Source organism: Gammaproteobacteria bacterium (assembly GCA_019911805.1).
Classification (GTDB): domain Bacteria; phylum Pseudomonadota; class Gammaproteobacteria; order Thiohalobacterales; family Thiohalobacteraceae; genus JAHJQQ01.
This window is the reverse complement of record JAIOJV010000032.1, coordinates 17,849-32,570: the sequence shown is the minus strand read 5'-3', so window position 1 is coordinate 32,570 and position 14,722 is coordinate 17,849. Positions and strand designations below refer to the sequence as shown.

The 14,722-nt window shown below is 64.4% G+C and carries 16 protein-coding genes; 10 read left to right on the top strand and 6 right to left on the bottom strand.

The window, feature by feature from the left end:
- Positions 1 to 378 precede the first annotated feature (378 nt).
- Positions 379 to 942 carry a dCTP deaminase gene (gene dcd, locus K8I04_02700; protein MBZ0070630.1) on the bottom strand — a complete coding sequence of 188 codons (564 nt, stop codon included), beginning with the start codon at positions 940 to 942 and terminating at the stop codon, positions 379 to 381.
- A gap of 92 nt (positions 943 to 1,034) precedes the next feature.
- The gene (gene apbC / locus K8I04_02695) at positions 1,035 to 2,126 is read right to left on the bottom strand and encodes an iron-sulfur cluster carrier protein ApbC (GenBank protein MBZ0070629.1); all 1,092 of its coding nucleotides are present in this window, start codon (positions 2,124 to 2,126) and stop codon (positions 1,035 to 1,037) included.
- 265 nt (positions 2,127 to 2,391) lie between these two features.
- Here apbC and metG point away from each other — a divergent pair, with 265 nt between their 5' ends.
- The 10 genes from metG to K8I04_02645 all read left to right on the top strand — a co-directional run bounded on the left by metG (position 2,392) and on the right by K8I04_02645 (position 11,892).
- Positions 2,392 to 4,452, top strand: coding sequence for a methionine--tRNA ligase (metG, locus tag K8I04_02690; protein MBZ0070628.1), 2,061 nt, complete (start codon positions 2,392 to 2,394; stop codon positions 4,450 to 4,452).
- Between the two features lie 180 nt (positions 4,453 to 4,632).
- Positions 4,633 to 5,214, top strand: a complete 582-nt coding sequence (gene rsxA, locus K8I04_02685) for an electron transport complex subunit RsxA (protein MBZ0070627.1) — start codon at positions 4,633 to 4,635, stop codon at positions 5,212 to 5,214.
- Between the two features lie 4 nt (positions 5,215 to 5,218).
- Positions 5,219 to 5,803, top strand: coding sequence for an electron transport complex subunit RsxB (gene rsxB / locus K8I04_02680; protein MBZ0070626.1), 585 nt, complete (start codon positions 5,219 to 5,221; stop codon positions 5,801 to 5,803).
- A 46-nt stretch (positions 5,804 to 5,849) separates the two neighbouring features.
- Positions 5,850 to 7,448: an electron transport complex subunit RsxC gene (gene rsxC, locus K8I04_02675; protein MBZ0070625.1), complete on the top strand. Its 1,599-nt coding sequence runs from the start codon at positions 5,850 to 5,852 to the stop codon at positions 7,446 to 7,448.
- Positions 7,449 to 7,554: 106 nt separating this feature from the next.
- On the top strand, positions 7,555 to 8,610 hold the full coding sequence (gene rsxD, locus K8I04_02670; GenBank protein ID MBZ0070624.1) for an electron transport complex subunit RsxD: 1,056 nt from the start codon (positions 7,555 to 7,557) through the stop codon (positions 8,608 to 8,610).
- A 62-nt stretch (positions 8,611 to 8,672) separates the two neighbouring features.
- Complete coding sequence (gene rsxG, locus K8I04_02665) at positions 8,673 to 9,251, top strand: electron transport complex subunit RsxG (GenBank protein ID MBZ0070623.1); 579 nt, start codon at positions 8,673 to 8,675, stop codon at positions 9,249 to 9,251.
- Positions 9,248 to 9,937: an electron transport complex subunit E gene (locus tag K8I04_02660; protein ID MBZ0070622.1), complete on the top strand. Its 690-nt coding sequence runs from the start codon at positions 9,248 to 9,250 to the stop codon at positions 9,935 to 9,937. The genes rsxG and K8I04_02660 overlap by 4 nt, the downstream gene beginning before the upstream one ends.
- 146 nt (positions 9,938 to 10,083) lie before the next feature.
- Complete coding sequence (gene nth, locus K8I04_02655; GenBank protein ID MBZ0070621.1) at positions 10,084 to 10,725, top strand: endonuclease III; 642 nt, start codon at positions 10,084 to 10,086, stop codon at positions 10,723 to 10,725.
- A gap of 12 nt (positions 10,726 to 10,737) precedes the next feature.
- Positions 10,738 to 11,172: a DUF1841 family protein gene (locus K8I04_02650; protein MBZ0070620.1), complete on the top strand. Its 435-nt coding sequence runs from the start codon at positions 10,738 to 10,740 to the stop codon at positions 11,170 to 11,172.
- Positions 11,173 to 11,493: 321 nt separating this feature from the next.
- Complete coding sequence (locus K8I04_02645) at positions 11,494 to 11,892, top strand: EF-hand domain-containing protein (GenBank protein MBZ0070619.1); 399 nt, start codon at positions 11,494 to 11,496, stop codon at positions 11,890 to 11,892.
- Positions 11,893 to 12,031: 139 nt separating this feature from the next.
- Here K8I04_02645 and K8I04_02640 read toward each other — a convergent pair whose 3' ends face one another.
- The 4 genes from K8I04_02640 to rnk all read right to left on the bottom strand — a co-directional run bounded on the left by K8I04_02640 (position 12,032) and on the right by rnk (position 14,663).
- On the bottom strand, positions 12,032 to 12,748 hold the full coding sequence (locus tag K8I04_02640; GenBank protein MBZ0070618.1) for a hypothetical protein: 717 nt from the start codon (positions 12,746 to 12,748) through the stop codon (positions 12,032 to 12,034).
- Between the two features lie 4 nt (positions 12,749 to 12,752).
- The gene (locus K8I04_02635) at positions 12,753 to 13,181 is read right to left on the bottom strand and encodes a polymer-forming cytoskeletal protein (GenBank protein ID MBZ0070617.1); all 429 of its coding nucleotides are present in this window, start codon (positions 13,179 to 13,181) and stop codon (positions 12,753 to 12,755) included.
- Between the two features lie 321 nt (positions 13,182 to 13,502).
- Positions 13,503 to 14,231 carry a hypothetical protein gene (locus tag K8I04_02630; protein ID MBZ0070616.1) on the bottom strand — a complete coding sequence of 243 codons (729 nt, stop codon included), beginning with the start codon at positions 14,229 to 14,231 and terminating at the stop codon, positions 13,503 to 13,505.
- A gap of 21 nt (positions 14,232 to 14,252) precedes the next feature.
- Positions 14,253 to 14,663 carry a nucleoside diphosphate kinase regulator gene (gene rnk, locus K8I04_02625; protein ID MBZ0070615.1) on the bottom strand — a complete coding sequence of 137 codons (411 nt, stop codon included), beginning with the start codon at positions 14,661 to 14,663 and terminating at the stop codon, positions 14,253 to 14,255.
- Positions 14,664 to 14,722: the final 59 nt, after the last annotated feature.

Genomic DNA, 14,722 nt, shown 5'->3' with positions numbered 1-14,722 from the left:
TGCTGAGCGGCGCCGGTGCGTGAGTGAGGCGTGAGGCGTGAGGCGTGAGGAGAAAACCCACTTTAGCCACGGAAGCACACGGAACAACACGGAAAAATTCGATTGCTGGAAAACCAGGACACTCCTGGTTCCCATGCGGGGAGCGAAGCCCAGATGCATCAGGGTGCAACCTGAGGGACTGTTAAGAGGTTCTTCGGTGACCGCATTAGCGATCACCCGTGATGGATGGGCAGTTACACAGACTTATTTACAGGCTCTTCCTACCCAGTGATCGCTCGGTTTGAGCACTGGGCTTTTACATTATTATTTTTCCGTGTTGTTCCGTGTGCTTCCGTGGCCATAAGGGGTTTTTTCCTTTCCCTCCTCACGCCTCACGCCTCACGTCTTCGGCAACGTGACGCCGGTCTGGCCCTGGTATTTGCCGGCACGGTCACCGTAGGACGTCTCGCAGACCTCGTCGGACTCGAAGAACAACACCTGGGCGACGCCTTCGTTGGCGTAGATCTTCGCCGGCAGCGGTGAGGTGTTGGAAAATTCCAGCGTCACGTGGCCTTCCCATTCCGGCTCCAATGGGGTGACATTGACGATGATGCCGCAACGGGCATAGGTCGACTTGCCCAGGCAGATGGTCAACACGTTACGCGGGATGCGGAAATACTCCACCGTGCGCGCCAGCGCGAAGGAGTTCGGCGGGATGATGCAGACGTCGGACTGCACATCGACGAAACTGTTGGCATCGAAGTTCTTGGGATCGACGATGGCCGAATTGATGTTGGTGAAGATCTTGAATTCGTCCGCACAGCGGATGTCGTAGCCGTAGCTCGACGTCCCGTAGGAGATCACCCGCCGGCCCCCCACCTCGCGCACCTGACCGGGCTCGAATGGCTCGATCATGCCCTGCGCCGCCATGCGGCGGATCCACTTATCTGCTTTGATGGACATATTGTTATGAGATACAAGATGTAAGAGACAAGATACAAGTCAAAAACATAATGACTTGTATCTTGAATCTTGTCTCTTGTATCTACCTTTGTTCAGTTATTCTGAATGACGATCTTCGGGAACTTGGCGGCGTGGTTCTTGGCCTGCAGCGACAGCTTGGCGGCGGTGCGGCGGGCGATCTCGCGATAGATCTGCGCGATGCGGCTGTCCGGCTCGGCGATCACGGTGGGCTTGCCGCTGTCGGTCTCCTCGCGGATGCGGATATCCAGCGGCAGGGCGCCAAGGAAGTCGACGTCGTACTGCTCGGACATCTTCTGGCCGCCGCCCTGACCGAAGATATGCTCTTCATGGCCGCAGTTGGAACAGATATGGATGCTCATGTTCTCGACGATGCCGAGCACCGGCACCTCCACCTTCTGGAACATCTTGAGGCCCTTGCGGGCATCCAGCAGGGCGATGTCCTGCGGGGTGGTGACAATGACCGCACCCGACACCGGCACCTGCTGGGCCAGGGTCAGCTGGGTGTCGCCGGTGCCCGGCGGCATATCGATGACCAGGTAGTCCAGATCGGACCAGTTGGTGTCCTTGAGCAGCTGCTGCAGGGCCTGGGTGACCATCGGGCCGCGCCAGATCATCGGGGTCTCTTCATCGACCAGGAAGCCGATGGACATGGCCTGCAGATTGTAGCCGGTCATGGGCTCCAGGGTTTTGCCATCCTTGGACTCCGGCTTGCCACTTATGCCGAGCATACGCGGCTGGCTGGGGCCGTAGATGTCGGCGTCCAGGATGCCGACATTGGCGCCGTCGGCCGCCAGGGCCAGCGCCAGGTTCACGGCGGTGGTGGACTTACCGACGCCACCCTTGCCGGAGGCCACGGCGATGATGTTCTTGATGCCCTTGATGGCGTCGACACCCTTCTGCACGGCGTGGGACACGATGGTGGTCGTGATGTTCACGGCCACCTCGGACACGTCGGCGATGGCGGACACCTTCTCCTTGATCCTCGCCGTCAGATCGGCCTCATAGCCCTTGGCAGGGAAGCCCAGCACCACGTCGACCTTGACCTTGCCGCCGTCGATGGTGATGTCCTTGATGCTGCCGGCGCTGACCAGGTCCTTTTCCAGATAGGGGTCCACATATTCCTTGAGCGCGGTCTCCACCTGCAAACGTGATACTTCTGCCATGATTTCTGTCCTCTGAGCTGGGTCGCTGCCGCCGAGCGCGGACCGACAAGGGTCTGAAGCTGACCGCGGATTGTACACAACGCCCCTGGGGCTGTCTTCACGCGGCCGTGTGGGGAAATACACCGGTACCCGGGGCACGTTTGGGGCACCGGCGAGCACACGCCGGACACGTGCCGGGCGCCCTGTGGCATAATCCCGGCCTTTCGGGCAGCTTTCTGCCGAACATTGACCAATGGCAATACCATCGCCCGGAGACCGCGCCCGCATGGCCGACCGCCCACCCAGCCGCCCCGCCAGTGAACGCCGTCTGCTGGTGACCAGCGCCCTGCCCTACGCCAACGGGCCGATCCACCTGGGCCACCTGGTCGAGTACATCCAGACCGATATATGGGTACGCTTCCAGAAGCTGCGTGGGCACGAATGCTACTACGTCTGCGCCGACGACGCCCACGGCACACCCATCATGCTGCGCGCCCAGAGCGAGGGCATCACGCCGGAGCAGCTGATCGAGCGCATCGGCGTCGAGCACCGCGCCGACTTCGCCGACTTCCTGATCGGCTTCGACAACTACCACAGCACCCATTCGGACGAGAACCGCGCGTACGCCGAGCTGATCTACACCCGCCTGCGCGACGCCGGCCACATCGTCACCCGCACCATCACCCAGGCCTACGACCCGGTGCAGGAGATGTTCCTGCCGGACCGGTTCATCAAGGGCGAGTGTCCGCGCTGCGGCGCGGCCGACCAGTACGGTGATTCCTGCGAGGTCTGCGGTGCGACCTACACACCAACCGAGCTGAAGAACGCCGTCTCCGTCATCTCCGGCGCCCAACCGATCGAGAAGGAGTCGCTGCACTATTTCTTCAAACTCGCCGACTTCCAGCCGCTGCTGCGCACCTGGGTCGATGCCGGCCACCTGCAGCCGGAAGTCGTCAACAAATTGAATGAGTGGTTCAAGGACGGCCTGAGGGAATGGGACATCTCGCGTGATGCGCCCTACTTCGGCTTCCGGATCCCGGACACAGAGGACAAATATTTCTACGTCTGGCTGGACGCCCCCATCGGCTACATGGCCAGCTTCAGGAATCTGTGTGACCGCACCGGCCTGGACTTCGACGAATTCTGGAAGCCGGGCGCGGAGACCGAGCTGCACCACTTCATCGGCAAGGACATCATCTACTTCCACGCCCTGTTCTGGCCGGCCATGCTCGCCGGTGCCGGCTTCCGCACGCCGACGAGCGTCAATGCGCACGGTTTCCTCACCGTCAACGGCCAGAAGATGTCCAAGTCCCGCGGCACCTTCATCAAGGCACGTACCTATCTGGAACACCTGAACCCGGAATACCTGCGTTACTACTTCGCCGCCAAACTGGGCTCCACTATCGACGACATCGACCTCAACCTCGATGACTTCCAGTTGCGCGTCAACGCCGACCTGGTCGGCAAGGTGGTCAATATCGCCAGCCGCTGCGCCGGCTTCATCAGCAAGCGTTTCGGTGGCCGCCTGTCGAAGACCTGCACCGAACCCGACCTGTACGCTACCTTCGTGCGTGCCGGCGAAGAGATCGCCGACCTGTACGAGCGGCGTGACTTCGGCCACGCCATGCGCGAGATCATGGCCCTGGCCGACCGGGCCAATCAGTACATCGACGAGAAGAAGCCCTGGACGCTGGCCAAGCAGCCCGGTCAGGAACAGACGGTGCAGGATGTCTGCAGCGTCGGCCTCAACCTGTTCCGGGTGTTGATGACCTATCTGAAGCCCGTGCTGCCGCGCATGGCCGGGCAGGCAGAAACATTTCTCGGCATCGCGCCCATGACCTGGGTCAATCGGGCCGAGCCTCTCACCGACCATGCCGTGCGTGTCTATGCGCCGCTGCTGCTGCGCGTCGATGCCGCTGCGGTGACGGCCATGCAGGACGCCTCCAGGGAAAACCTCGCCCCGACAGCGGCGACCACGCCGGCCGCACCGAGCACCGCCATGACCGGCAATCCCATCGCCGCGGAGATCTCCATCGACGACTTCGCCAAGATCGACCTGCGCATCGCGCGCATCGTCAAGGCAGAACATGTCGAGGGCGCTGACAAATTGTTACAACTGACCCTGGATATCGGCGGCGAGACGCGCCACGTGTTCGCCGGCATCAAGTCAGCCTATCGGCCCGAGGACCTGCAAGGCCGCCTGACGGTGATGGTGGCGAATCTCGCCCCGCGCAAGATGAAATTCGGCCTGTCCGAAGGCATGGTCCTGGCCGCCGGCCCGGGCGGCAAAGACCTGTTCATCCTCAATCCCGACGACGGTGCCCAGCCGGGAATGCGGGTAAAATAGGGCCGAGTGTTTGTTAACCACAAAGGACACGAAGGACACAAAGGAAAGCCTTTATCAGGTAAAACCCTGTATCTGCCGCGGAAGCGGATAGGTGCAATAGCAGTATGATGTTTTGATCGTATTCCTTTGTGTCCTTCGTGTCCTTTGTGGTTAAACGGGATAGAGCAGAGTCAAAACGACATGCAAGCACTGGCACTGATTTTGGTCAGCACCGTCCTGGTGAACAACTTCGTCCTGGTGAAGTTTCTGGGGCTGTGTCCGTTCATGGGCGTGTCGCGCAAGCTGGAGACGGCCACCGGGATGGGGCTGGCGACGACCTTCGTACTGACGCTGTCGTCGGTCTGCAGCTATCTCATCAATGCCTATATCCTGGAACCGCTCGGCATCGAATACCTGCGCACCCTCGCGTTCATTCTTACCATTGCCGTGGTGGTACAGTTCACCGAGATGGTGGTGCACAAGACCAGCCCGCTGCTGTACCAGGTACTGGGCATCTTTCTGCCGCTGATCACCACCAACTGCGCCGTGCTCGGTGTGGCACTGCTGAATACTCAGCAGCAGCACGGTTTCCTGGAATCAGCCGTGTACGGCTTCGGCGCCGCCGTGGGCTTCTCGCTGGTACTGGCGCTGTTCGCCGCCATGCGTGAACGGATCGCGGTGGCCGATGTACCGGCAGTCTTCCGTGGTGGATCCATTGCACTGATCACCGCCGGCCTGATGTCGCTCGGCTTCATGGGCTTCGCCGGGCTGATCAAGGGGTAGGCCCGTGCTCACCGCCATCCTCGCACTCGGGATCCTCGCCGGACTGTTCGGTCTGCTGCTCGGCTACAGTGCCATCCGCTTCCGCGTCGAGGGCGACCCGGTGGTCGACCAGATCAATGCCATCCTGCCGCAGACACAATGTGGCCAGTGCGGCTTCGCCGGCTGCCGCCCCTACGCCGAAGCCATCGCGGCCGGCGAGGCCGACATCAACCAGTGCCCGCCCGGTGGCGAGGCCGGCATCCGCGCGCTCGCCGACCTGCTCGGCCGCGACTTCAAGCCGCTCAACGCCGAGCACGGCCAGCACGCGGAGAAGACGGTCGCGGTCATCGACGAGCAGCTCTGCATCGGCTGCACGCTGTGCATCCAGGCCTGCCCGGTGGACGCCATCCTGGGCGCGGCCAAGCACATGCACACCGTGATCGAGAAGGAATGCACCGGCTGCGAGCTGTGCGTCGAGCCCTGCCCCGTGGACTGCATCCACATGGTGCCGGTGCAACAGGACATCTCCACCTGGAAATGGCCGTCGCCCGACGACTGCAGCGACACCGCGGTGGTGCCGGACCCCGTGGACAAGACGGCGCAACCATGACTGCAGCACAGACACGTACAGGAGCGGCCTTGCAGACCTCACGATCATGACGGGCACGCCGCGCACACTCCACCGCTTCCATGGCGGCCTGCGCCTGCCGGGCAACAAGGCGCAATCACTGCTGTCACCGGTACGCGTGATGCCGGTACCGCCACGGCTGGTGCTGCCGCTGGCACAGCACATCGGCACACCCGCCGAACCGCTGGTCACCGTGGGCGAGCGGGTCCTCAAAGGCCAGATGATCGCCCGTGCCAACGGCTATGTGAGCGTACCCATCCACGCCCCCAGTTCCGGGACCGTCGTGGAGATCGGCGATCGGGCCGTACCGCATCCCTCGGGTCTGCACGCAGCCTGCATCGTCATCGACACCGACGGCCGCGACGAGACCGCGCCGGACATCCTCTCGGACGACCCCACACAGCTCGACCCCAGCGAGCTGCGTAACCGCATCCGCAACGCCGGCATCGTCGGTCTGGGCGGCGCCGGCTTCCCGAGCTTCATCAAGCTCAACCCCGGCCCGGAGCGTCCCATCCACACCCTCCTCATCAACGCTGCGGAGTGCGAGCCCTACATCACCTGCGACGACATGCTGATGCGCACCCGGGCGGCGGACGTGGTCAGCGGCGCGCGCATCCTGCAGTACGCGCTGCAGGCCGAGACCTGCCTCATCGCCATCGAGGACGACAAGCCGGAGGCCGCGGCGGCCATGCGCACCGCCATCGATGCCTCGTCTGAGGCGGCGTCGATGGCGGTGGTGCAGATCCCGACCGTCTACCCCAGCGGTGGCGAGAAACAGCTCATCCGGATTGTCACCGGCCGGGAGGTGCCCTCACAGGGTCTGCCGGCCGACATCGGCGTAATCTGCCACAACCCCGGCACCGCCGCGGCGGTACACCGTGCGCTCATCGAGGGCGAACCGCTGATCACGCGCCTGGTCACCGTCACCGGCGAGGGTGTCGCCAGCCCCGGCAACCTGGAGGTGCGCATCGGCACCCCCATCGCCGATGTCATCGCCGCCGCCGGCGGCTACACTGAACACGCCCATCGGCTGCTCATGGGCGGCCCGATGATGGGCTTCGCCCTGGGCACCGACGCGGTGCCGGTGGTCAAGACCACCAACTGCCTGCTGGTCGCCAGCCGCACGGAACTGCCGCTACCACAGGAGCAGCTGCCCTGCATCCGCTGCGGCGCCTGCGTCGACGCCTGCCCCGTCCTGTTGCTGCCGCAGCAGCTCTACTGGCATGCGCATGCCAAGGATTTCGACCGGATCCAGGATTTCAATCTGTTCGACTGCATCGAGTGCGGCTGTTGCAGCTATGTCTGCCCGAGCCACATCCCGCTGGTGCAGTACTTCCGCTTCGCCAAGACCGAGATCTGGAACCAGGAGCGCGAGCGCGCGAAGGCCGACATCGCCCGCCAGCGCCACGAGTTCCGGCTGTTCCGCCAGGAACGCGAGAAGGAGGAGCGCGCCGCGCGCCTGAAGCAGAAACAGAAGGCCCTGCAGACACCCGGGAAATCCGGCGACGACCCCAAGAAGGTGGCGATCCAGGCGGCGCTGGAACGCGTCAAGGCCAAGAAGGCCGGGAGCGGTACCACGGCCGCTGACGCCGCTTCCACACCGCCTGCGGACGGCGAGGAGAGGTGATGAACACCTGCATAGAGACCCTGTTGGGGCCGTCATTGCACCCTGCGTTACACAGGGCACCTGCAAGCGTGGCCTGCGCCATGCAAGCGGGCGGGGGCGGCCGCTGATGCAGTTCCCGACCTTCAGCTCCCCACATCAGACCGGCACCAGCAGCGTCGCGCGGATCATGCGCGACGTGCTGCTCGCACTGATCCCGGGCATGCTCTGCGCCTGGTGGTTCTTCGGCTGGGGCGTGCTCGTCAACGTTCTGCTCGCGGTGCTGACCTGCACCGCCGCCGAGGCGCTGATGCTGGCACTGCGCGGCCGCCCGGTCGGCGCAACGCTCGCCGACAACAGCGCCGTCCTCACCGGTGTACTGCTGGCACTGGCACTGCCACCCCTGGCACCCTGGTGGATCCCGGTGGTCGGTGGCCTGTTCGCCATCGTCATCGCCAAGCAGCTCTACGGCGGGCTCGGCTACAACCCGTTCAATCCTGCGATGATCGGCTATGTCGCGCTGCTCATCTCCTTCCCCCGCGAGATGACCCTGTGGAGCGCACCGGCGGGGGTCGGTACCGCCGGCGGCCTCGGTCTGCCCGAGACGCTGGCCTGGTCGTTCAGTGGCGTGCTGCCGGAGGGCACCAGCCTCGACGCCCTGACCATGGCCACACCGCTCGACAGCATGAAGACCTCCCTCGGGCTGGGGCTCACGCTGCGTGAGATCACCGCCGGTCCGCTGTTCGGCGGTTATGCCGGCGCCGGCTGGGAATGGATCAACTTCGCCTATCTGCTCGGTGGTCTGTACCTGGTCTATCGGCGCGCCATCGCCTGGCAGATCCCCGTCGGCATGCTGGGCGCGCTGTTCGTGATCGCCCTGCTGTTCTACGGCAGCGACACCGACGCCTTCGCCTCGCCGCTGTTTCATCTGCTCAGCGGCGCGGCCATGCTCGGTGCCTTCTTCATTGCCACCGATCCGATCACTGCCAGCACCACGCCGCGGGGACGTCTCATCTACGGCGCCGGCATCGGTGTGCTCACCTATGTGATCCGTACCTGGGGCGGCTACCCGGACGGCATCGCCTTCGCCGTGGTATTGATGAACATGGCCACGCCGACCATCGACTACTACACCAAGCCGCGGGTGTTCGGCGAGACGCGCAAGAGACGGGGCGGCGGACCGTGAATGTACGCCATGTCCTGGTCACAGCCCTGCTGCTGTTCCTGTTCGCCGCCATCGGCACGGGTATGGTCGCCTTCACCTTCGACAACACCCACGAACGCATCGCCGAGAACGAGCGCGAGGTGCTGCTGCGCAATCTGCACGTGCTGGTCCCGCCTGAGCGCCACGACAACGACCTCTTCGCCGACACCATCGAGGTGACCGATCCCGACCTGCTGGGCACGCCGCGGCCGGTCACCGTCTACCGTGCCCGCAAGGACGGCAAACCGGTGGCTGCGATCCTCGCGCCGGTCGCGCCCGATGGGTACAACGGTGAGATCCGCCTGTTGGTGGCGATCGAGACCGATGGTCGCCTGGCCGGCGTGCGCGTCACCGGCCATCGCGAGACGCCCGGTCTGGGTGATGGCATCGACGCCGCGCGGTCCGACTGGATCCTGGGATTCAACGGCCGTTCCCTCGGCGACCCCGGTGAAAAGGGCTGGGCGGTGAAGAAGGACGGCGGCGTCTTCGACCAGTTCACCGGCGCGACCATCACCCCACGCGCGGTGGTGAAGGCCGTCAAAAAGGCTCTGATATACTTCGACCGTCATCGACAGACCCTGTTTGCCGAAGCGCAAGACACTGCGGAGGAGGCCTCACCATGACCGAACCGACCTATGGCAGCATCGTCCGGGATGGCCTGTGGGCCAACAATCCCGGTCTGGTGCAGCTGCTCGGCCTGTGCCCGCTGCTCGCCGTGACCTCGAATACGATCAACGGTCTGGGACTCGGCCTGGCGACCGCGCTGACCCTGGTCGCCTCGAACGTCACGGTATCGCTGATCCGCCGGCTGGTGCGGCCCGAGGTACGCATCCCGGTGTTCGTGCTGATCATCGCCGCGGTGGTGACCGTCATCGAACTCGCCATGAACGCCTATCTGCACGAGCTCTATCTGGTGCTGGGTATCTTCATCCCGCTGATCGTCACCAACTGCAACATCATCGGCCGCGCCGAGGCCTTCGCCTCCAAGCACGACCCCGGCCGTGCGCTGGTCGACGGCCTGATGATGGGTATGGGTTTCCTGCTGGTCCTGGTGGTGCTGGGCGCCCTGCGCGAACTCATCGGCCAGGGCACCCTGCTCTCCCAGGCACACATGATGTTCGGTGCGGGTGCGCGCGACTGGACGCTGCACGTCATCCAGGATTACCGCGGTTTCCTGCTCGCCGTCCTCCCCCCCGGCGCCTTCATCGGCCTCGGCCTGATCATCGCCCTCAAGAACGTCATCGACGGCCGCCTGCAGCGCCGCCCCCAGCGCATCACCGTGGTGGAGCCGGTGACGGCGGTGGGGTGAGTCAATTTCAACCACAAAGGACACGAAGGGAATACAAGAACTGGAATGAAACAATCTGTTGAGCCCGCCATACACCAGGCTCACGCAACAACACCCGTTGTTGTATTCAGTTTCCTTCGTGTCCTTCGTGGTTAAATGTCTTTGCCATGAACCCCGACAAACGTCGTAAGATCTTCGAGCGCCTGCGCGCTGCCAATCCGCATCCGACGACCGAACTGCACTACGGCAACGTGTTTCAGTTGCTGATCGCGGTGATATTGTCGGCGCAGGCGACGGACAGGGGTGTGAACAAGGCGACGGCGGGGCTGTTCAAGATCGCGCAGCGACCCCGCGACATCCTGGCGCTCGGCGAGGAAGGCCTGAAGGAACACATCAAGACCATCGGGTTGTTCAACAGTAAGGCGAAGCACATTCTGGCCACCTGTGCGCTCCTCGAGCAGCAACACGGCGGCGCGGTACCGCGCGAGCGGGCGGCGCTGGAGGCCCTGCCGGGCGTGGGTCGCAAGACGGCCAACGTCATCCTCAATACCGCCTTCGGTGAGCCGACCATCGCGGTGGACACGCACATCTTCCGCGTCGCCAACCGCACCGGCCTGGCACCCGGAAAGACGCCGCTGGAGGTGGAGAAGAAGCTGCTCAGGTGCGTCCCCGGCGAATTCCGGCGCGATGCCCACCACTGGCTGATCCTGCTCGGCCGCTACACCTGCCTGGCGCGCAAGCCCAGGTGCCCGGAATGTCCGATCGCGGACCTGTGCGACTACCGCGCCAAGACGACGCTGTCGGGCTGAGGGATACGAACCATGCTCTTTCCGCAGGACCGCGATCAGCTCCGGCAATTCTATTGCGACGTCTGGCACCGGCAGCGGGCCGGCGAGGCACTGACGCCTCTGGAACGCCAGGTCTTCAACGTGATCCTGCTGCATCCCGAATACCAGCCGCTGCTGGAGCACCCGGACGCCGCGCTGAACAGGGACTATCTGCCCGAACTGGGCGAAACCAATCCCTTCCTGCACATGGGCCTGCACCTGGCCCTGCACGAACAACTCGCCACCGACCGGCCGGCGGGCATCCGTGCCCTGACACAGCGGCTGCGCCGCGCCCGGCCCGACGGCCATGACCTGGAACATCGAATGATGGACTGCCTGGCGGAGGCGATCTGGCGCGGTCAACGCGACAATATCCCGCCGGACGAAGCGCAATATATCCAGTGCCTGGAACGTCTACTGCAGCAGTAGGATCACCCCGGCCCCGCATTACCCCAAAAACTGTATTTGCCACGGGAGTACACGGGAAAACACGGGCGAGATCATATGCTTTACACAACAGCCCTGCGCACCCGCCGGGTGATGAACCGGAGTGTTACCACACTGTTTCATCTCAATGTCTTCCGTGGCTGGAGTAAACCTTTCAGGATTATTACACTATCCTTCCGGGAACCTGTCCGGGATGAGGATGTCACACTCCATGTCCTCACAGGCAGCTCGCCGGGTACGGCGGGTACCACAAGCGTCGGTGGCCACTCTCCGCGCCGATCACCAATACCAAGGAGCATCACCATGTCAGACAAGACCACAATCAAACCCCTCATCATCGCCCTCGGCGCGGCCTTTGTCGGATCGCTCGCCGGTGGCGCCATCGCCGCCGGTAACCCCTTCGCGCAGACCGAGCTGACGACCGGCCACACGCTCGTCGTCGCCGAAGCTAAATGTGGTGGCAAGATGAAGGACAGTAAGTGCGGCGGAAAGATGGGCAAGGATGGCATGCGCGGCCCCGCCAAGTTCGATACGGATGGCGATGGCAAGGTCACCCTCGAGGAGTTCAACGCCGGCCACGCGAAGATGTTCCAGAAGATGGACACGGATGGCGACGGCGTGCTGAGCGGCGACGAGCTTAAGCGGTCCGGCATGAAGTGCGGGGCCGGCGGCGATGCGAAGTCGGGCAACGCCGGCGAGTGATCCGGACGACGGCGCCGGACACGGGGGCCACGCGGCCCCGTACGCTGGCGCCGGCTCCACGACCACCCACCCCGGTCTGTGGCGGGCCCTCGCGGGCCCGTTCGCCGGCCATTTCACGCCAGCCAGCGACTGATTCCCCTCAGCGCCGCCGTGCGGCTGCGCGGTGCCCGCGGCCCTGACCCTTGAACAGATACTCCTGCATGCCGTTCTGCAGCAGCGTCGAGCGCGCTACGCCGAACTGCGGTAGCAGATTGCGCAACTCCATCTGGTGATAGCAGGGACAGGCGCGCGTCACCGCACTGCGTGTCCGTACCTCGACCTTACCCTCGTCCTGCAACCGGTACTGCGCCGGCTCGGCGGCCAGTGTCTTGCGCGCACCGATGTAGGCGTGCAACTGGGTGTCGCCCGTCACCGCCGGCGCCAGATGCGCCGCCAGGGCCGCGAACAGCGGCTTGTCCAGGTAGTTGAGCAGATCCCACGCCAGGATCGCATCGTAGGGGTCATCCGGGTCCACCGGCACCAAGCGCGCCAGCTGCACGTCCAGAGGTGTGGGTTCGTCCTCGCCGCGCCGGCTCAGACGCAGCAGTTCCGCGCCGCAGTCGGCGATCTCGAGCTTGCAGTGCAGCTGCTGGAAGAAGGCGATATTGGAACTGATCGCCGGACCGAGGTCGAGCACATGACAGCGCGGCCGCTCGGCGCACTGCCCGACCAGGCTGGCGAGTAAGGGACTGTTGGTCAGCTCACCGGCGGGCGTGTCCGGTACCGGTGCGTTGCGTGTGCCAATGAGTTCCCTGGCGGCACTCGTCCACTGTCGTACGCGCCCGGCCTGCAGCAGGTTTGCGAATCGGGATACCACGGTGTCAGGACTTGGCGGTCTTGGTGGGGGCCACCGATACCTCGGCGACGGTGGCACCACGGGGCAACGTGCCGACACTCGCGTCGCCGCCCGTCTGGCGTTGCGGGCCCGGCTCCATTTCGATGCTGCCCTTGAACATGGCGCCGTCCTCGAGCGTGACGCGCGGCGCGACGATGTTTCCGCGCATGTTGCCGCTGCGGCGGATGATCACCTTCTCGGTGCCGACGATGTCGCCCTGCAGCTCACCCTCGACGACCACGCCCTTGGCATGGATATCGGCCTTGATACGGCCGTTGGTACCAATGGTGAGGTCGTTCTTCTCCAGATGAATGGTCCCTTCGACGCTGCCCTCGATGACGAGGTTCTCCTCACCGGTCAGCTCGCCCTTGATGCGGATCGAGGGCCCGATGGTCGCCGGCTCGGCATTGCTCATGCGCGTCGCGCGTGGCCGCGGGGCGGCTTCGACAGCGGCTGCAGCCGTGGTCTCCGGCTCCTCGCTGCCCCGGGTCCATTTACCGACGTTCTGCTTCACCTGATCGAACATATCCTTAGTCCTCCATGGATGCGCGATTCCCGCCACTACGGTTTTCGGTGGCGGTGGACGCCCCACTCTAGGCGCTGCAAGGACACGAAGTTGTGAAGGGCTTCACAAGTCGACCGGCGCTGTATTTCTGGCGCCGATGCGGCCAAGTGGAGGGAACCCAGGACGATGGTCGGCGGGCGTGCCCGACTGCCGGGCACCGGCCGGTCGCGGTCAGCGCGCGAAGCGGTAGTTGCGCACCAGCTCAGTCAGCCGCGGCATGAGTTCGGAATGTGGTTGCACATGGAAGATGTAGCGCGGCACCTTGCGGTCCGCCGAGTGCGCCATGAACGGCTCGCCCCAGAAGCTCAGCAGACCCTCGGCACGACCGCCGGGGCCGCCGTCGGCGATGATGACCGACACGGATTCATCGATGGTCGTCCAGATCGGCGGAAGTAGCTTGTCACGACCACTGCAGGCGGAGACCTTCGCCAGCACCTCGGTCTCCCACAGGCCCTGCTGGCTGGCGTCGAGGATGAATTGGATGGCGGTCACCTGTGGATTCTCGATGGCCGGGCGCAGCAAGACGTCGAACAGCGGCTGGGGGCGGAACATGGACAGGCAGACGTGGAACCAGGTCATCTCGCCGTGCGCGTGTGCAGCGAACCGCTCGCTGGCCGCCCGCAGCTGGGCGGGCCCGACCAGTTGCGCGTCCATCGGCTGCAGCTTGGCCTGGATACGGTGCAGGGTGCGGCCACTCTCTTCGATGGTCGCGTAGGCGTGTTCCATGGCACGCTCGCGGCGCAGGTCGCGGATGAACAGCAGTGCGATCATCACCACCGCGATGGTGACCATCACCGACGCATCGATGATGTGCAACATATGCAGCACGATCGCCGTGATCGCGGCGATGACACCGGCAATGGCGTCCCAGTCGAGGGCGAGGATCTGCTTGAGTTTCACGGACCGGATCCGGATGCCATGTCAGCGGTGGAATTCACCGGCGCGTTCGGGCTGATAGATGACCTCCACGATCCGTACCTTCATCAGGCCGCCGCCCGGCCGGGGCCACTCGATGTACGCACCCGTCGACAGGCCCAGCAGGGCGCTGCCGACCGGGGCCAGCACCGAGATACGTTCGGCACTGCCGTCCATGTCCTTGGGGTATACCAGGGTCAGGCAGAACTCCTCGCCCGATTCCAGGGCGAAGCGGACCGTACTGTTCATGGTCACCACGTCGGGTGGCACCTCCCGCGGCTCGACCACCTCGGCACGGTCGAGTTCCGTGCGCAGCTCGGTCTTGCCGGCAAAGGCGGTCGCCGGCATCGAATCCAGCAGCGCCTCCAGGCGGTCCAGGTCCTGCGACGACAAAATGATATTCGGCCTTTGTTCCACGGGTCTTCCTCGTCAATCAATCGAATTGTTGTATGCGGGGCGCCCGGGCTGCGGCGCGG